Genomic DNA, 16,093 nt, shown 5'->3' with positions numbered 1-16,093 from the left:
TGGTCAGTAAGCGGTCAGCACAGTGCCGTTGCCGCCAGTGCTGTGCGGACGCTGTGGCTGGCTGTGGTCAGCGGTTTGGCCGAGCTTGGTTTTGAGAGCTTTCAGCTCGTTATCCAGGCTGGTGAACTGCTGTTTCAGGTCTGTCAGGGCCGTGCTTGATGCCTGGGCCTGCTCAGCCTGCTGGGTCGCGAGGGTCACCAGGCTTTCCAGGGCTTCACCGATGTCGGAGAAAGTGGCAGCGTCCTTGCCATCCTTGTCCTTGCTCAGTTTGATGAACTCACCGAGTTTGGCCTTGATTGCTGCAAAAGCACTCGGCTGGTCGGTGACTTCTTCGAATTCGAGTTCAGCTTCTTCGGCGGCGCTGAACAGGTTGTCTTTGTCCTGTTTGCGGCCGGCCAAGGTGCCGTGTTGTGCGCTGAAGCTGAGGGCTTCGGTGCCCAGGCTGGCTGGGGAGTCAGTAATGGCGAGCCCGACCAGGTAGGCCTTGCCGCTGTCGGCGAACTTCGGCTGGATCTCGACTGAGGTGTAAACCTTCTGACCTTTCTTGTTCAAGGCCAGCAGCGCTTCGTTGGGTTCGAGCTGGGCGAACAACGCCAGTTTCTTGGTGCCGGCAATTTCGACTTCTTCAGCCTTGAGCGCCAATACGTCGCCGTACGCGCCGAATTCGCCACCCGGCCAGTAACCCTTGATGTGTTCGCAGTTGATGCGAGCGCCATAAGTGTTCGGGCTGTATTGCGAGGCCATATCGGCAATCCAGCTCCGTTCGATGATGCGGCCATCGGTGGTCGCGCCTTCTACGGCAACGCGGGTCCACTTGGAGCGGAATTTCTTGGTTGGTTGAGTGCTGGCGGCCATGCGGGCTGTCCTCGATGCGGTGGCGGCGTACTGCCGTTGCGTTGAGGGCATGTTCGTGAGCTGGCGTGCAGCGAGCAACGAGGCGACCTTGTAGGGCGGGCTCTTACAAGGAGTGGCGCGGGTACAGCACGCGCGTGCGAGGCAGCATCTGCGCCATGAATGCTCTCGCTGAAATTCCCGTCCGTGATAACCGTCGCCAGGCCAAGTTTTTGTACTGGACAGGCTGGCGCATCACCGAAATTGCCGAATACCTGGACGAAAAAGAGAAGACCGTCCACAGCTGGAAGGCCCGTGACGAGTGGGACCGTGCGGATAACGTAGAACGCATCGGTGGGGCTCTGGAAGCGCGGTTGGTGCAGTTGATCCTGAAAGACGGCAAGAGCAGCGGCGATTTTAAAGAAATTGACCTGCTCCACCGGCAACTGGAGCGCCAGGCCCGAATTGAGCGGTTCCAGGGCGGCGGTACCGAGGCTGAGTTAAACCCGAAACTGAATGGCCGCAACAGCGGGCCGAAGAAAAAGCCGAGCCGCAACGAGTTCAGCGAAGAGCATATCGAGCTGCTCACTCAGGCGTTTATCGATGGGTGCTTCGGCTATCAGTTGGATTGGTACAAGGCTGGCAATCAGCGCACCAGGGCCATCCTGAAAAGCCGGCAGATCGGGGCGACGTTCTACTTCGCTCGGGAGGCGTTAATTGATGCGCTGACCACGGGGCGCAACCAGATCTTCCTGTCGGCGTCGAAGAATCAGGCCCACATTTTCAAGTCGTACATTCAGTCCTTTGCCAGTGAAGTGGTCGGCGTCGAGTTGACCGGTGATCCCATTACGCTGGCGAACGGCGCCGAGCTGCACTTCCTGGGTACCAACGCCCGAACCGCCCAGGGCTACCACGGCAATTTCTACTTCGACGAATTCTTCTGGACGTTCAAGTTCAAGGAACTGAACAAAGTCGCCTCGGGTATGGCGATGCAGAAACAATACCGCCGCACCTATTTCAGCACCCCGTCGAGCATGGCCCATGAGGCCTACACGTTCTGGACGGGGGAGCGATTCAACAAAGGCAAACCCGCCGCAAACCGAATTTCTGTGGATGTTTCCCACGATGCCCTGCAACAGGGGCGGTTGTGCGAGGACAAGGTGTGGCGCCAGATCGTCACGATTTTGGACGCCGAGCAGCGCGGCTGTGACCGATTTGACCTTGAGGAACTGCGTCAGGAGTACGACGCCGAAGCGTTCCAGAACCTGCTGATGTGCCAGTTTGTGGATGACGGGGCGAGCATCTTCCCTCTGTCGATGTTGCAGTCATGCATGGTGGACAGCTGGGTTGACTGGGCCGAGGACTACAAACCGATGGCGCCGCGCCCGTTTGCCGACCGCCAGGTGTGGTTGGGTTATGACCCGGCCGAAACGGGCGATAGCTCTGGTCTGGTGGTCGTGGCGCCGCCGATGGTGCCAGGCGGTAAGTTCCGGGTGCTTGAGCGTCACCAGTTCCGTGGCATGGATTTCGCGGCGCAGGCCGAATCCATCCGCATGGTGACCCAACGATATTGGGTGACCTACATCGGCATTGATGTAACAGGCATGGGCTCGGGCGTGGCGCAGTTGGTGCGGCAATTCTTCCCCGGTCTGACAACATTCAGCTATTCGCCAGAGGTGAAGTCACGCCTGGTGATGAAGGCCTATGACGTGATCAACAAGGGCCGATTGGAGTTCGACGCCGGCTGGACGGACTTCGCGCAATCACTTATGGCCATCCGCAAAACCGTCACCGCCAGCGGCCGGCAATTCACCTATACCGCTGGGCGTAGCGAATCGACCGGCCACGCCGACCTGGCCTGGGCCCTTTTTCATGCATTACACCACGAACCGCTCGAAGGGCAGACGGCTGCCAATACCGGGCGGATGGAGCTTTTTTGATGAGTACAGACAATGAGGTGGCGGTTGCCACGGAGCAGGCGGTGAGTGACCACAAGTCGGTGGCGTTCACGTTCGGCGAGCCGGAGTCGGTGTTATCGGCAAGGGAGATATTCGACTCGCTGGAGTGCTGGTTTAACGGGCGTTGGTATGAGCCACCGTTGTCCCTGGACGGGCTAGCCCGGTCGGTTAAGGCCAGCGTTCATCTTGACTCGGGGCTGCGATTCAAGCGCAACCAACTGACCCGCACGTTCATTCCTCACAAGCTGCTGAGCCGGGAGGCGTTTGACCAGTACGCACAGGACTACTTGGCATTGGGCAATGGGTATGTGGAGGCGCGGCGGTCATTGCTGGGTACGACTGTAGCTCTGAAGCCCGCACTGGCGAAGTACATGCGGGTAGGGAAGGACGGACACTTTTTCCAAGTGCAGGGTTGGAAGAATGAGCATGTGTTTGACCAGGGCAGTGTTTTCCACTTGCGTGAGTTGGATCTGCATCAGGAAATTTACGGGTTGCCGGAATGGCTGTGTGCGTTGCAATCCGCGCTGTTGAACCAGTCGGCGACGTTGTTCCGCCGCAAGTATTACGAGAACGGCAGCCATGCCGGTTTCATCCTGTATATGACGGACGCGGCGCAAAACGAATCTGATATCGATGACTTGCGTACGGCGCTGAAGAACTCCAAAGGGCCTGGCAACTTCCGCAACCTGTTTGTGTACGCGCCGAACGGGAAGAAGGAGGGCATTCAGTTGATCCCCGTGAGCGAGGTTTCGGCGAAGGACGAATTCAACTCAATCAAGGATCAGACCCAGGGCGATGTGCTGGCGGCGTTGCGGGTTTATCCACAGCTGATGGGTATCGTGCCGAAAAACGCGGGGGGCTTTGGCTCGCCGAAGGAAGCGGGGGAGGTCTGGGCCACCCTGGAGCTTGAGCCGATTCAGACACGGCTGGCTCTACTCAATGATTGGGTAGGCGAGGAGGTCGTGCGCTTCAAGCCCTTTAATCAAGGATCGGGGGAGTAGTACCCCCGCGCAGTAAACGAGGCGACGAGCCGGTGCGCTAACACCAGCTCGACGCTGAATCACTCGAACACGCCGAGTGCTCCAACCAAGGCCTCGCCCCACTGCGCAGGGGGTGCGAAGCCTAAGCGAATCCAATTGTCGAAACAAGGATCACTTATGAGCACACCAATAATCCCGTGGATGGGCGGCAAGCGCCGCTTGGCAGATCGTCTAATTCCACTGTTCCCACCCCACGAATGCTACGTCGAGGTTTTTGCCGGTGGTGCCGCGCTTTACTTCATGCGGCCCCAGGCGGCACCCGTTGAAGTCCTCAACGATATCAACGGCGACCTGGTGACGTTGTACCGGGTTGTGCAGAACCACCTGGAAGAGTTCGTGCGCCAGTTCAAGTGGGCGCTCAGTTCCCGCCAGGTGTTCGAATGGCAGAAGATGACCAGGCCGGAAACCCTCACCGATATCCAACGGGCTGCCCGGTTTTTCTACCTGCAGCACCATGCCTTTGCCGGCAAGGTCAGTGGGCAGACCTTCGGTACCGCAACCACTGGACCAGCCATCAACCTATTGCGGATCGAGGAGAACTTGTCAGCAGCCTGGCAACGGCTGTCTGGTACCTATGTTGAAAACCTGGGCTGGCTTGAATGTGCCGAGCGTTACGACCGGCCGCACACCTTTCATTACATGGACCCGCCTTACTGGCAGACCGCCGGCTATGGCGTGGACTTCCCCTTTGAAAACTATGAACGGATGGCCGACTTCATGCGGCGGTGCAAGGGGAGGGTAATGGTGAGCATCAACGACCACCCCGACATCAGGCGGGTGTTTGAGGGCTTCCATTTCGAGACTGTGGACATCCGCTACAGCACAGCGAATCAACGGCAGGGCAAAGCTGAGGTCAGTGGAGAGTTGGTGATCATGAACTGGGAGCCATCGGCATTGGGAGGGTTGTTCTGATCTGATTACAGCGTCAAAACAATGAGCCGCCCTTGAGGCGGCTTTTTGCTGTCTGGAGGTTGGCTTTCATCATGGAAAAGTCGGCACGGAACGATGAAAGATCGCCCATCTGCGGCGTGAAAAAACCCAGTTCAACATAGCATTTGCACGGTGTCACGGCAAGGTTAAAGGGTTGTTCGGGCCAGTAAATGCTGGGCTTTCTTGGGGGGTGAGGCTCTATCGCCAGTGGCGGCAGTGAGGGTCGATGATTCGCGTTCGGGGAGTTGGCGTGCCACAGGTTGAGCGTGGGGGACTGACGTGCTACATGGCGAGCCAGTGACGTGGTCCTGCACCTGGCGCGCGCCGTCGTCCCCCCACCTCGCCTGCGGGCTAAATGGGTCGTTTTTTCTGCGCACCTGCGTACCACTCTCGACGGCGTAGGCTGGGGCTTGCTCGGCGTTTTAGAGGGTGCAGAAAACCTGCGGAATCCTGCGAAGGTGGATGTTTTTGGCAACCCTCATTAGCACGCACGCACAGCTGAATTCAGTAGGTGCCTCGGGAAAAAGGTTAGTTTTTTTTTGAGGGGGGTGTTGTGACTTGGAAGGCCCGTGTTTGTTGGGCTTGAGACCTAACTTTGATGGGTTAGGTTGGGTTAGGTCTAAGGTTAGTAATTCGTAAGCTATTGTTTTTAAAGGGATTAATTTATTGAATATTTAACGCTAATAAAGGTTAGGAAATAACCAGACCTAACCCAAAAGCTAACCTTGCCAACCATTCGAAAAGCCATAACAAACAAGGCTTTCAAGGCGCTCTGAAAAAAACTAACCCTCCTAACCTCTTTCCCGTGGGTCAACATGAAAACGCGAGAGGTCTCTAGGGCGGGCTGCTTCTGAGGCTTTGCGCGGCATTGCGCAGTACTCACGACCTTTGCGTTCACGCGCCCACACTCTCGCTCACACAGCGTCAGATATTTGCGTTTACATCGGATGTTGGAATCGGCGCGACAGGCATTGGCAATCAGTACCACGGCGCAACATCAAGCGTGCCTCTTGACTCGAACGATAAAGTCACTGACCTGCGCCGGTGTCAGGCAATTCAATTTCCCGAAGGTCGCCAGGTGCTGAATCATTGCTTCATGACTGCCGGGTTGCCGGGCGATCATGCGACGGCAGGTCTTTTCCAGGATCAATCGCGCCATCTGCGGGTTCTCGACCTTCGTCGCATCGAAGGCCAGCGCGATGGCGGTGGCCAGCTCGCCCAGGTCCGGGTCCTTGCGTTGCAGTGCCCTGAGCGCATTCATCTGCCGTGCGGTGATGGGTAGCGACACGTCTCTCGTCCTTAGCGATCATACTCAGCCGTTATCAAGGGCAATAGTAGACCAAGCTCCCGGGGTCTGGTTTCCGCCAAGCGCAAAAAAGCCCGCCTGAGCGGGCCTTGATGTGGGGAGCCATTGAACATGGGGTGCGTTATTGGTAACGCGGCATCACTGCTAAACAGCCGGCGGGTTCCCAAATTCTTCGGGTGTCATTTCACCTAGGTACGACAGACTGATCATAATTGCATTAGGCTGCGCACCAGCGATTTTCCGTGCGGCAACAATCACCGGATGAGAAAACTTCGGCTCATGTAGCGCCATGGCACCAGACGTGTAGGCCACTGAACCATTGGCATCCGTTTCGAGAAATACAAAGTAGTAACAATGCTGCTTTTCCATAGGGTGATGCTCCTTGAGTAGTGGCCCATTCTAAGCAAAGCGGCCGAGGCGGCGGGGGTTCCTTTCTGTTCGATACGCGTTACTGGTAACGCTTAGCCAGTTACGTGCTAACCCAGTGTGAAATCTTTCATTGTGAGTTCAGTTTCCGCAGACTTGCCCAGTACATACTTGATATGGCTGCTGGGAACGCACGGTACGTTGGAGTCTCTTTCCGCATTGGCGATAAATTTTTACGGGCGATCCTGCTTCTTCAGCTTGGCTAAGCCTTGTTTGATGTGGCCTGCATTCTCACCGAGCGTTTGAAGGGCGCCACGGACGTTTCCACCAGTCGTCAATTCGCCACGCTCTTCTGTCCATAACACCAGCTCCATTACTGCCGCCTCTAACGCCAGTTGGTTCTCATACATCCTTTCCAGCACATCCGCTAGTGAGTATTCGCTCGCCATCAATATCGCCCTGGATCCTAAAGCTTGAAGCATAGCAGCGGATATTCGCGAAGCCGATACGTGCGAAGAACTGCCGTCCTTTGCAGGGGGGTGGTACAGAAGTGGTACGGACATATTTATGGTTCGCTACAGGGTACGTATTTAAAGGCCTGTAGAGTTAGTAGTTCCAATCCATCATCGGGGCGACGGAGAAGCGGCGGGAGAGTGGAGCGGGTTGTAAGAGCATGGGGGGATCTGAGTCAGCGAGGCGAATGGGGCGCAGTTTATCAGGGATGCATCCGAAACGTTGCGCGTTCAAGAGCCTCGTCTCCGTCCGGCAGGAGCCTGAACCCATCCTGTCGCGCGTTAAAGTTTCATCATCGTTTCTGCCCGGTAGGTCTACGATCTGCTCAAGCGAGGACTGCCGAGCCTCCAGCCCCTAGGGAACCGAAAATGACTTCAAACCTTGTCAAAGTCGTGTTGATCGCCGGTGCGTTGCTGTTGAGCGCGTGTTCATCGTCTTCTGCTGTCAACAGCGACCCGTGTTTTTCAGGCGGGTGCCAAGCCTTTGGCGACCACAGCCCGAACAAAGCCGCCAAGATGAATTTTGGCGGCAGTGGGTTGGGGAGCAGTTATGGGGAGTATGGGGCGGGGTTGTTGCATGACGATTGATGGGGTGGTGGGTCAGTCAGTGGTGTATTGACTGGCCCATAGCTATCGGGGGCAAGCCCCCTCCCACAGTTTGATCTCCAGTGGAGCGGGTGGCGTTAGTGGCCGCCTTGCATGCGGCGGGCGATCAAATAGATGCCCAGGCCGACCAGTGCGGTGGCGGCGCCGATGTAGCCGGTGCTGGTCCAGCCGTACCCGGCGGTGATCGCCATGCCGCCGAACCACGGCCCCAGGGCGTTCGCGAGGTTGAATGCCGCATGATTGGAGGCCGCTGCCAGGCTGGGGGCTTCGTGGGCGATGTCCATCAGGCGGATTTGCAGCGGTGCGGCCAGTGACACCATGGTGCCGACCAGGCCCATGCTTAGCAGCACGCCCCATAACGAGGATGCGGCGACGGGGAAGAACAGCAGCACCGCCATCGACCACACCAATATCAGGCCCACCGCGCGAAATTGCAGGCGGTCGAAAAGCTTACCGCCGGCGATATTGCCGATGATCCCGCCCACACCGAAGGCTGCCAGGCCGAAGGGGATCCACTGGGGCGACACCTTGGTCACTTCCAGCATGGTCGGCGCCAGGTAGCTGAATACGCAGAACATCCCGGCAAAGCCGATGGCGCCGATAGCCAGGGCCATCCAGACCTGGGGTTTGGTGAAGGCGCGCAGTTCTTTGCGCGGGTCGCTGCGTTGTTCGTCATGGCGGTGGGGCACGAACTGCCAGACCAGAGCGATGGTGCACAGAGCAATCGCACTCACCAGTGCAAACGCCGAGCGCCAACCCAGGTACTGGCCGAGGAAGGTGGCGATGGGGTTGCCCAATAGCATGGCCAGGGTCAGGCCCATCATCACGCGGGCCACGGCGCCGGCGCGTTTGTCGGTGGGCACCATGCTGGAGGCCACCACGGCGGCAATGCCGAAGTAGGCGCCATGGGGCAGGCCGCTGATAAAGCGAAACGCTACCAGCGAGCCGAAGGTCGGGGTAAACGCCGTGGCCAGATTGCCCAACGCATACAGCCCCATCAGCAACAGCAACATGTGTTTGCGCAGCAATTTGGCGCCGAGGATCGCCAGCAGCGGCGCGCCGACCATTACGCCCAACGCATAAGCGCTGATGGCGTGGCCGACCTGGGGTTCACTCAAGTTCAGGTTATGGGCGATGTCGGGCATCAGGCCCATGATGGCGAATTCGCCGGTGCCGATTGCAAAAGCGCCCACGGCCATGGCCGCTTCCATTTTGGCGGCACTGCGCGCGGGCAGCACATGCCCGGGTGTTTGCTGGATAGACATGAATCGCTCTGTTTTGATGAAGGGCACGAAAGACAGCCGCCGATGCTACGCAAGCAACGACGAAGGTGTCTAGAACAGCCATTTGCACCAGAGTTCCCGCGCGATTGCCAGGCTGTGACCCCACGTCGCGCCCGCCAGGCTTGACACTGTGGCCGATCCAGCGCGCTAAAGCGGTTGTTTTGGCGTTGTCAATTAGCCAAACAGCGCATAACGGCCTTTTGCCGTGATATTCTGCGCGCCGTCCTGGTTTGGTCTGTTCCCGCAACGTACTCCTGTATACGTCGCGTGGGGCGGCTGTCGCCGGGTAGCTGAAGCCAATAATGATAAGAAGTCAGCGCAGAAGGGACATAAAAGTGAAGTCGATACGTCGGCTTTGTGTGCCCACCCTGCGACCCTGAATTGACTGTGCACACCTCGCGGTGCGTTGCCTGGCGCAGCGCGATGGCGGCGTGCCCAGGCGCAGGGGCTGCGGGGCGGATGGCGTTTTATCATAGGTGCTACTGATGTTTAAGAAAGTTAACACTGCCCTGCTGGGGCTGGCGTTGTCGATGGGGATCACGACCGCGCAAGCGCAAGAGCCTCAGAAAGTCGATGTGCTGCTGATCGGCGGCGGCATCATGAGCGCGACCCTCGGCGTATGGCTCAACGAGCTGGAGCCGGATTGGTCGATGGAGATGGTCGAGCGTCTCGACGGCGTCGCCGAAGAAAGCTCCAACGGCTGGAACAACGCCGGTACTGGTCACTCGGCTCTGGCTGAGCTGAACTACACCCCAGAAGACAAGAACGGCAACGTTGAGATCCCGAAAGCGGTCGAGATCAACGAAGCGTTCCAGATCTCCCGTCAGTTCTGGTCCTGGCAGGTCCAGCAGGGCGTGCTGAAGAACCCACGTTCGTTCATCAACTCCACACCGCACATGAGCTTCGTGTGGGGCGATGACAACATCAAATTCCTGAAAAAACGCTACGAAGCCCTGCAGGCCAGCCCGCTGTTCGCCGGTATGCAGTACTCCGAAGACCCGGCGCAGATCGCCAAATGGGTGCCGCTGATGATGGAAGGGCGTGACCCGAACCAGAAAATCGCGGCCACTTGGACCCCGATCGGCACCGACGTGAACTTCGGCGAAATCACGCGCCAGTTCGTCGCGCACCTGCAAACCACTCCGAAGTTCGATCTGAAGCTGTCCAGCGAAGTGCAGGACATCACTAAGAACGATGACGGTTCGTGGCGCGTCAGCTACAAAAACCTGAAAGACGGCACCAAGACTGAAACCGACGCCAAGTTCGTGTTCATTGGCGCTGGCGGCGGTGCACTGCACCTGCTGCAAAAGTCCGGCATTCCTGAAGCCAAGGAATACGCAGGTTTCCCGGTGGGTGGCTCGTTCCTGGTGACCGAGAACCCGACCATCGCCGAGCAGCACCTGGCTAAAGCCTACGGTAAAGCTTCGGTCGGCGCGCCGCCGATGTCGGTGCCGCACCTGGACACCCGTGTGCTGGATGGCAAACGCGTGATCCTGTTTGGCCCATTTGCGACCTTCTCCACCAAGTTCCTGAAGGAAGGTTCGTACCTGGACCTGCTGACCAGCACCACCACCCACAACATCTGGCCAATGACCAAAGTCGGTATTCGTGAATACCCACTGGTCGAGTACCTCGCCGGCCAACTGATGCTGTCCGATGACGACCGTTTCAAGGCGCTGCAAGAGTACTTCCCGAACGCCAAGCAATCCGACTGGCGTCTGTGGCAGGCCGGTCAGCGCGTGCAGATCATCAAGCGTGACGAAGAGCAGGGCGGCGTCCTGAAACTCGGCACCGAAGTGGTCAGCTCCGCCGACAACACCATCGCCGGCCTGTTGGGTGCATCGCCAGGCGCGTCCACCGCGGCTCCGATCATGCTGACCGTGCTGCAGAAAGTGTTCAAGGACAAGGTCGCCACCCCGGCCTGGCAGGAAAAACTGCACCAGATCGTGCCGAGCTATGGCACCAAGCTGAACGACAGCCCGGAAGCGGTTGCCAAGGAATGGGCCTACACCGCCGGTGTCCTGCAACTGACACCACCGCCTGCAATCCCACAGCGGTCGGCACCAACGGCTACCGAGGCTGCCAAGCCTGCGGCCCAGCCAAGCAAGCCGGCGTCTGACCTGGCTCTGTAAAAAATGCTGTAAGACACAACAAAGCCCGCTGAACCGGTAACGGTCAGCGGGCTTTTTTGTGGGCATCTGTCAGAGGGTGAAGCCCTGCTTCAACTGCTCATGCAGATCGAGCGCCAAGTAGTTCGCGCTATCGGACAGCAAGTAGAGATGGTGGCGTGGCAGTTCGGGCAGTTGCACCCCTGGAATGTTTTTAGTCAGCTCGGCGGTGATGCGACTTTCTTCGATCATGCCCACGGCCAGGCCACAACTGATGGCCGCCTCCACTGCCGTGGAGCTGGCGCTTTCCAGTAGCACCCGGTAGTAGGTGCCGTTGTCCTTGAGCACCCGCATGGCGGAGGCGCGGTAGGGGCAACCGTTCAATTGCACGGCGATCGGCAGCGGCGCCTGTTCGGGTGTTGTGAAATCTTCGGAAACCACCCACACCGGTTGTATCGACCCCAACAGCTCCCCTTGTTCCAACGGCTGGGCGCTGACAATCAACGCCAGATCGATCTGCTCACGGCTGAACATGGTGAACAATTCACCACTGGATCGGGCTTCGACTTCCAGTTCGAGCAGCGGATTGTCGGCGATCAGTTGCGGCAGGAAGTCCCGCATAAAGGCCGGTGCGTAGGAGTCCGGCAAGCCCAGGCGGATTTTCCCCTGCATGCGTTGTGGGGTCAGGGAAGCGAGGAGTCGGTCATGGCTCTTTAGAAAGTCAGTGGTTTCGCTGAGCAGCTTCTTGCCATACATCGTCAGCTCCACGCCCTGATTGCTGCGGATAAACAAACGCTGACCGATCAACGCTTCGAGCTTCTGGATCTGCGTGGTGACCGTCGAGGCGCTGCGGTGCACATGTTGGGCGGCTTCATTGAAGCGCCGAAAGCGGGCCACCGCATGAAAGGTGCGCAACAGGTCGACATTCAATTGTTTGCTCATGATTCTTCTTTTAAGGATCAGTTGTGCAGATTATTCAAATATACAAAATCATGCTCGCTCCCTAGGCTTTGGGTCAAGCAGGTACGCCGGCGTGCCTGAGAACAATAAGAAAGGTAGCGCTTATGGATATCAATGAGCTGGTGGTGTCGTCGTTGAAGAACAACCACGGCTTTGAAAGCCCGATATGGACGGTTGAAAATGCCGCTAAATACGCGGCCACAGGCGCTGATTTATCGGAATGGGACCGGTTGGTCAGCGAAGAAATCCTGCACCTGATGACCTCGCTGAATCAGGAGGGCGTCGACCGCGTGGATCTGTGCGCCGCACCCTGTGGCCAAGGCGCATTGGGTCAACTGTTGCGCGCGGTGGCGGATGACCTTGTGGAGCTGGTCGGTCAAGACCGCTTGCACTATGTGGAGTTGGGCCCTGAGCCGATCAAAACCTGCGCGCTGATGCGACACCTGCTGGAGAACGGCGCTGAGCCGTTGCATTACACCGCCGTTGATATCAACCAGGCATCACACGGGGTCATGCGCCGATCGGTCGAGCCATTGCTCGCAGCGCCGCAAGGGTTTCGCTACTTGTCGACGGATTTTCGCTCGCTGTACAGGCGTCACATCGACTGCGGGCAGGATGTGACGCTGATCACCATGCTGGGGTTTCAGGAAGGCAATGAACTGCCCGACACCATCGGACAGATCCTACGGCGTATTGGTGGCGCGCGAACCTACGTGCTTTCGGAGATGCAACTGTCCACTGCCCAGGGCGACGAACACATCCAGCGCTTTTACCGGCACGACTGTATGTATCGATTCTCCGACCTGATCGGCATGAAGCTCGGCTTCCAGAAAACCGGCGAGCACGAAGTGGTTGTTTTAGAAATCGAGCACGGGGTGGATCGCTACCGCGTTGCCGCCACCTTGTTGCCCGTCAGCAAAGGCTCGGCACAGGGCTACCTGTTGACCAATGTCTGTTTGAAGTACACCCGCGAACAATTTACCCGCGTACGCCAGGACTACGGCGGTTGCCGCGTCATCGGCGAGTACTGCAGCGGTGACGGCAGCGTGCTGTTTCAGCTGTCGGAATATTGCGCGGATCACGCGGCCGTCAATTGAGTGAGGCATCACCATGAAAAGACAAAGTGAGCTACCGGTATTCGCCCAAGGCTTCGCGCGCGTCAGATCAGCCTTGCAGGCGTCATTGGCCCCCACATCCCGTTGTAAACATCCGGGCGCATTGCTCGATACGTTGCAACCTTGGCGTGACAGCTATTTGCGAACGGATGGGCCCAATCTCATGGGGAGCCGCACCCTTGCGGACTTGGGTTATGTGGAGTCGCCCTTGGCGGTTTCCACGCCTCAACAATTGACGGCCTTGGCCCAGGTATCGGGGCTGTTCAGCGAGCAGGGCATCCTCCAACTGCGGCGTGCCTGTTATCAGTTGGAGGCGGGTTCCAGCACCAGTGACTGGATCATTTCGAACCGCACCCGCGGCGTCACCGAGTCGTCCACACTGATACGCGAGATGATGAACAGTCGGGCCTTTCTGCTGGCGGTATCGCGCATTGCCGGGGTTCCGTTGGTGCCCCATCCGTTCCCGCGGGCGCGTTCCCAGGTCAACTATTTCTATCCGCCCCAGGCACACCACGACAAGGCACAGATCGGCATGTGGCACACCGACGGCACCAGTTTCGTGTTGAATATTCTGTTGTCTGAGTCCGACGAGTATGACGGCGGCGAGTTCGTCTACTTCGATGGCACCGCTGAACAGTTCGATGTCGAGGAGCTGGATCAGCGTGTGCGCAGTTGCTCGGTCAAATCCAGTGGTGATGCGGTGTATATATACGGCAGCCGTGTGTTCCATGGAGTGCGTCCGCTTACGCGCGGTCGTCGTATGTCGTTGGTGCTTTCGTTTCATTGCCCTTATAGCCAGGAGGATGTGAACAAGTTCTGGCACCTGGCTTCGGACGACGGGGTCTTGCGGACGATCCGGCCGTGGTTCCGTTTACAACACGACCTGGTACGGCCGGCCCACGAGCAGTACCAGCGGCTGGGCATCGAGCCGATCACCTTCGCCGATCTCGATCCGTTGAGCGTGGCGCCGTGAGCGCCACTCACGGCACGCCTCGCATGGGTTATGTGAAGCTGCTGCTCCTGCAGGCGGTGTTTGTCCTGTCCTGGAGTTCGGGCTTTATCGGCGCCAAATTGGGCGCGCAGAGTGCCGGTGCATTCAACCTGCTGTTCTGGCGATTTCTGTTGGTCTCGCTGTGCCTGGGCATGTTTTTGAATGTGCGGTTGCTCAAGGTTTCCTGGGCGCAGATACGCCATCACGCGGTGATCGGGTTTCTTTCGCAGTTTCTCTACTTGAGTTGCGTTTACGTGGCGATCCAGAACGGGTTGCCGCCGGGGATCGCGGCCATTATCGCGGCCTTGCAGCCGTTGATGACGGCGGCGCTGTCAACGGGGAACGCCGGGGAGCGCAGTGGTGGATGGCAGTGGTTGGGGTTGCTGATCGGGTTTGTCGGCGTGTCGATCGTCATCTCGGGGCAATACGGCAGCAGCGGGCGAAGTGTTGGCCTGGTCATGTATCTGTTGCCGCTGGTGTCGGCGTTGGGGCTGACTCTGGCAACCCTGTATGAGCGCCGTTCGGCGCAACAACACAGCACGGGCCTGGTGTTGCCGCTGTTTATCCAATCGCTGCTGACGCTGATCGGGTTTACCGCTGCGGTGTTGTATACCGACACCCTGAGCATTCCCCGTGAGCCTGAGGTACTGATCTCGATTGTCTGGCTGACGGTGTTCTCGACCTTCATTGCCTACTTGAGTCTTTGGATGCTGCTGCGGTTCATGACCGCGACCCATGTGGCAGTGCTGGTTTACCTTGAGCCGCCAGTGACCTTGGTGTGGGCGGCGTTGATGTTTGGCGATGCGATTCTCGCCTCCACCTATGCCGGCATTGCGGTGGTTGTCGCCGGTCTGATTCTGGTTCGACTCAAGCGACCGACCGTCGCCTGCACATCGTGATGCCGTCAGCTTCAGCAAGCCGACAGATATCGCCTGTTACAAATTGTCCATGGCCACGCAGGAGCATGGCTGCGGCAACGGGGGGATTTTTGACAGTGGCAGGTGTTGGGCGCTTACGCCCGAGGGGTTTGTATGTTGCTACGTTATGCGGCATTGGCGGCGGTGGTCGTGGCTGCGTCCGGGTGTGTGCAAGAGCGTGTGGTGCATGAGCGCCGACCGGTGCAACGGGAATATGTCGAGGTGGTGGCGCCGCAGCCGCCGCCGGTGCAAGTGGTCGAAGTCGAACCGCCAGCACGTTATGGCTATATCTGGTCTCGCGGTTATTGGCGTTGGGAGGGCGGTCGCTACGTGGCGGTCCATGGCCACTGGGAGCCAGTGCGCGAAGGCTATCGCTATGTGCATCCGCATTGGGTGCAGCGCAGTGATGGCTTTCACTGGCAGATTGGTGGCTGGGTGCGTTGAGCCCGGCTCAGCCCAGGCGCTTCATGCCGGCTGCCTTGGCGGCATTAGCGTCAAAGGTCGCGGTGTATTCACAGCCGGCCCCATGGGCGCACCGCTCGATCAGGCAGTCGGCGAAATCGGCTTTGCCGGCGCCGAACTTGCGTAGCGCCTGCCAGATGACTTCGGCATGTTCCAGGGTCAACTCGCGGGTGCGCAGCAGGGTTTCCAGCACGCTGACCACGTCTCGCTTGGCGCAGGCGTAGCAGCTCTGCAGGACCCACACCAATTCCACAACCGACACCAGGCTGACAAACCCTGGAGACACTGTAGTGAGGGATTCGATCAATTCGGACGCCTGAGCGGACTGAACCGGGTCGTCCTGGGTGATGTAGCGCACCAAGACATTGGTATCCAGCCCGATCATCGAGCTTTAGCTCCCTGCGCAGCGATAGCCTGGTTCATGTCATCGAGCGAGACCGCTTTGGCTGGCATTGGGATCAGTCCCTTCAGATCGCGAACGGTTTTACTCGCTGCAACGATTGAAAACCGGCCGTCTTCCATCTCGACGAATTCCACGCGGTCGCCGGTTTCCAGGCCAAGGGCGGTACGGACTTGCACGGGGATCGTGATTTGTCCTTTAGAGGTGAGGGTGGCGGTGGCCATAGCAAAGAGCTCCATCGGGGTATTCCTTACCCTAAGGTAAGGAATGATGGAGGACAAGGTCCGTTGGTCCATAGCGTGTTCGGC

General features: G+C 58.5%; 17 protein-coding genes. 9 read left to right on the top strand and 8 right to left on the bottom strand.

The genetic code is table 11. The features are described from left to right. Positions 1-3 precede the first annotated feature (3 nt). Positions 4-855 carry a GPO family capsid scaffolding protein gene (locus ACFZPT_RS03480; RefSeq protein WP_379554943.1) on the bottom strand — a complete coding sequence of 284 codons (852 nt, stop codon included), beginning with the start codon at positions 853-855 and terminating at the stop codon, positions 4-6. A gap of 155 nt (positions 856-1,010) precedes the next feature. Between ACFZPT_RS03480 and ACFZPT_RS03475 the strand changes: the two genes are divergently transcribed. From ACFZPT_RS03475 to ACFZPT_RS03465, 3 genes are all read left to right on the top strand, one after another. Then, positions 1,011-2,771 carry a terminase ATPase subunit family protein gene (locus ACFZPT_RS03475; protein WP_379554983.1) on the top strand — a complete coding sequence of 587 codons (1,761 nt, stop codon included), beginning with the start codon at positions 1,011-1,013 and terminating at the stop codon, positions 2,769-2,771. Next, positions 2,771-3,790: a phage portal protein gene (locus tag ACFZPT_RS03470; RefSeq protein ID WP_379554942.1), complete on the top strand. Its 1,020-nt coding sequence runs from the start codon at positions 2,771-2,773 to the stop codon at positions 3,788-3,790. Before ACFZPT_RS03475 ends, ACFZPT_RS03470 begins: the two co-directional genes overlap by 1 nt. Before the next feature lie 156 nt (positions 3,791-3,946). Further along, on the top strand, positions 3,947-4,741 hold the full coding sequence (locus ACFZPT_RS03465; protein ID WP_379554941.1) for a DNA adenine methylase: 795 nt from the start codon (positions 3,947-3,949) through the stop codon (positions 4,739-4,741). Between the two features lie 1,015 nt (positions 4,742-5,756). Here ACFZPT_RS03465 and ACFZPT_RS03460 read toward each other — a convergent pair. The 3 genes from ACFZPT_RS03460 to ACFZPT_RS03450 all read right to left on the bottom strand — a co-directional run bounded on the left by ACFZPT_RS03460 (position 5,757) and on the right by ACFZPT_RS03450 (position 6,880). Further along, positions 5,757-6,047, bottom strand: a complete 291-nt coding sequence (locus ACFZPT_RS03460) for a hypothetical protein (protein ID WP_273879322.1) — start codon at positions 6,045-6,047, stop codon at positions 5,757-5,759. 162 nt (positions 6,048-6,209) lie between these two features. Beyond that, positions 6,210-6,434, bottom strand: a complete 225-nt coding sequence (locus ACFZPT_RS03455; protein ID WP_273879321.1) for a hypothetical protein — start codon at positions 6,432-6,434, stop codon at positions 6,210-6,212. A gap of 230 nt (positions 6,435-6,664) precedes the next feature. Next, on the bottom strand, positions 6,665-6,880 hold the full coding sequence (locus ACFZPT_RS03450; RefSeq protein ID WP_020301695.1) for a hypothetical protein: 216 nt from the start codon (positions 6,878-6,880) through the stop codon (positions 6,665-6,667). Between the two features lie 432 nt (positions 6,881-7,312). Here ACFZPT_RS03450 and ACFZPT_RS03445 point away from each other — a divergent pair, with 432 nt between their 5' ends. Next, positions 7,313-7,531 carry a hypothetical protein gene (locus ACFZPT_RS03445; RefSeq protein ID WP_034112476.1) on the top strand — a complete coding sequence of 73 codons (219 nt, stop codon included), beginning with the start codon at positions 7,313-7,315 and terminating at the stop codon, positions 7,529-7,531. Positions 7,532-7,626: 95 nt separating this feature from the next. Here ACFZPT_RS03445 and ACFZPT_RS03440 read toward each other — a convergent pair whose 3' ends face one another. Then, a complete protein-coding gene (locus ACFZPT_RS03440; RefSeq protein WP_034096502.1) occupies positions 7,627-8,814 on the bottom strand; it encodes an MFS transporter in 1,188 nt (395 codons plus the stop codon). Between the two features lie 503 nt (positions 8,815-9,317). On the opposite strand from ACFZPT_RS03440, the gene mqo reads away from it, so the two are divergent. Next, the gene (gene mqo, locus ACFZPT_RS03435) at positions 9,318-10,964 is read left to right on the top strand and encodes a malate dehydrogenase (quinone) (RefSeq protein WP_099312545.1); all 1,647 of its coding nucleotides are present in this window, start codon (positions 9,318-9,320) and stop codon (positions 10,962-10,964) included. 69 nt (positions 10,965-11,033) lie between these two features. Here the strand turns inward: mqo and ACFZPT_RS03430 are convergent, their stop codons facing one another. Continuing rightward, the gene (locus ACFZPT_RS03430; protein ID WP_379554940.1) at positions 11,034-11,882 is read right to left on the bottom strand and encodes a LysR family transcriptional regulator; all 849 of its coding nucleotides are present in this window, start codon (positions 11,880-11,882) and stop codon (positions 11,034-11,036) included. Between the two features lie 122 nt (positions 11,883-12,004). Between ACFZPT_RS03430 and ACFZPT_RS03425 the strand changes: the two genes are divergently transcribed. The 4 genes from ACFZPT_RS03425 to ACFZPT_RS03410 all read left to right on the top strand — a co-directional run bounded on the left by ACFZPT_RS03425 (position 12,005) and on the right by ACFZPT_RS03410 (position 15,367). Further along, positions 12,005-12,997, top strand: a complete 993-nt coding sequence (locus ACFZPT_RS03425; protein ID WP_034096505.1) for a hypothetical protein — start codon at positions 12,005-12,007, stop codon at positions 12,995-12,997. A gap of 181 nt (positions 12,998-13,178) precedes the next feature. Beyond that, a complete protein-coding gene (locus ACFZPT_RS03420) occupies positions 13,179-13,988 on the top strand; it encodes a 2OG-Fe(II) oxygenase family protein (protein ID WP_244192337.1) in 810 nt (269 codons plus the stop codon). Between the two features lie 23 nt (positions 13,989-14,011). Further along, positions 14,012-14,905 (top strand): DMT family transporter, encoded by an 894-nt coding sequence (locus ACFZPT_RS03415; RefSeq protein WP_099312543.1) that lies wholly within the window; start codon positions 14,012-14,014, stop codon positions 14,903-14,905. A 132-nt stretch (positions 14,906-15,037) separates the two neighbouring features. Beyond that, complete coding sequence (locus tag ACFZPT_RS03410) at positions 15,038-15,367, top strand: YXWGXW repeat-containing protein (RefSeq protein WP_034096507.1); 330 nt, start codon at positions 15,038-15,040, stop codon at positions 15,365-15,367. 7 nt (positions 15,368-15,374) lie between these two features. On the opposite strand, the gene ACFZPT_RS03405 is transcribed toward ACFZPT_RS03410, so the two are convergent. Both ACFZPT_RS03405 and ACFZPT_RS03400 read right to left on the bottom strand, forming a co-directional pair. Next, the gene (locus ACFZPT_RS03405) at positions 15,375-15,770 is read right to left on the bottom strand and encodes a PIN domain-containing protein (RefSeq protein ID WP_099312541.1); all 396 of its coding nucleotides are present in this window, start codon (positions 15,768-15,770) and stop codon (positions 15,375-15,377) included. Beyond that, positions 15,767-16,024: an AbrB/MazE/SpoVT family DNA-binding domain-containing protein gene (locus ACFZPT_RS03400; protein WP_034096509.1), complete on the bottom strand. Its 258-nt coding sequence runs from the start codon at positions 16,022-16,024 to the stop codon at positions 15,767-15,769. Before ACFZPT_RS03400 ends, ACFZPT_RS03405 begins: the two co-directional genes overlap by 4 nt. Between the last annotated feature and the right edge of the window lie 69 nt (positions 16,025-16,093).

The sequence above is a fragment of the Pseudomonas sp. MD330_10 genome, from assembly GCF_042610415.1.
Taxonomy (GTDB): domain Bacteria; phylum Pseudomonadota; class Gammaproteobacteria; order Pseudomonadales; family Pseudomonadaceae; genus Aquipseudomonas; species Aquipseudomonas rhodesiae.
The sequence above is the reverse complement of the archived record's forward strand: the minus strand, read 5'-3'. Positions and strand labels throughout refer to the sequence as shown.

What these genes read in the sequence shown, in the direction of transcription:
- ACFZPT_RS03400 (WP_034096509.1), bottom strand. Translation starts at nt 16,024, where the DNA reads ATGGAGCTCTTTGCTATGGCCACCGCCACCCTCACCTCTAAAGGACAA.
- ACFZPT_RS03415 (WP_099312543.1), top strand. Translation starts at nt 14,012, where the DNA reads ATGGGTTATGTGAAGCTGCTGCTCCTGCAGGCGGTGTTTGTCCTGTCC.
- ACFZPT_RS03475 (WP_379554983.1), top strand. Translation starts at nt 1,011, where the DNA reads ATGAATGCTCTCGCTGAAATTCCCGTCCGTGATAACCGTCGCCAGGCC.
- ACFZPT_RS03410 (WP_034096507.1), top strand. Translation starts at nt 15,038, where the DNA reads ATGTTGCTACGTTATGCGGCATTGGCGGCGGTGGTCGTGGCTGCGTCC.
- ACFZPT_RS03425 (WP_034096505.1), top strand. Translation starts at nt 12,005, where the DNA reads ATGGATATCAATGAGCTGGTGGTGTCGTCGTTGAAGAACAACCACGGC.
- ACFZPT_RS03430 (WP_379554940.1), bottom strand. Translation starts at nt 11,882, where the DNA reads ATGAGCAAACAATTGAATGTCGACCTGTTGCGCACCTTTCATGCGGTG.
- ACFZPT_RS03445 (WP_034112476.1), top strand. Translation starts at nt 7,313, where the DNA reads ATGACTTCAAACCTTGTCAAAGTCGTGTTGATCGCCGGTGCGTTGCTG.
- ACFZPT_RS03405 (WP_099312541.1), bottom strand. Translation starts at nt 15,770, where the DNA reads ATGATCGGGCTGGATACCAATGTCTTGGTGCGCTACATCACCCAGGAC.
- ACFZPT_RS03470 (WP_379554942.1), top strand. Translation starts at nt 2,771, where the DNA reads ATGAGTACAGACAATGAGGTGGCGGTTGCCACGGAGCAGGCGGTGAGT.
- mqo (WP_099312545.1), top strand. Translation starts at nt 9,318, where the DNA reads ATGTTTAAGAAAGTTAACACTGCCCTGCTGGGGCTGGCGTTGTCGATG.
- ACFZPT_RS03420 (WP_244192337.1), top strand. Translation starts at nt 13,179, where the DNA reads ATGGGGAGCCGCACCCTTGCGGACTTGGGTTATGTGGAGTCGCCCTTG.
- ACFZPT_RS03440 (WP_034096502.1), bottom strand. Translation starts at nt 8,814, where the DNA reads ATGTCTATCCAGCAAACACCCGGGCATGTGCTGCCCGCGCGCAGTGCC.
- ACFZPT_RS03480 (WP_379554943.1), bottom strand. Translation starts at nt 855, where the DNA reads ATGGCCGCCAGCACTCAACCAACCAAGAAATTCCGCTCCAAGTGGACC.
- ACFZPT_RS03465 (WP_379554941.1), top strand. Translation starts at nt 3,947, where the DNA reads ATGAGCACACCAATAATCCCGTGGATGGGCGGCAAGCGCCGCTTGGCA.
- ACFZPT_RS03455 (WP_273879321.1), bottom strand. Translation starts at nt 6,434, where the DNA reads ATGGAAAAGCAGCATTGTTACTACTTTGTATTTCTCGAAACGGATGCC.
- ACFZPT_RS03450 (WP_020301695.1), bottom strand. Translation starts at nt 6,880, where the DNA reads ATGGCGAGCGAATACTCACTAGCGGATGTGCTGGAAAGGATGTATGAG.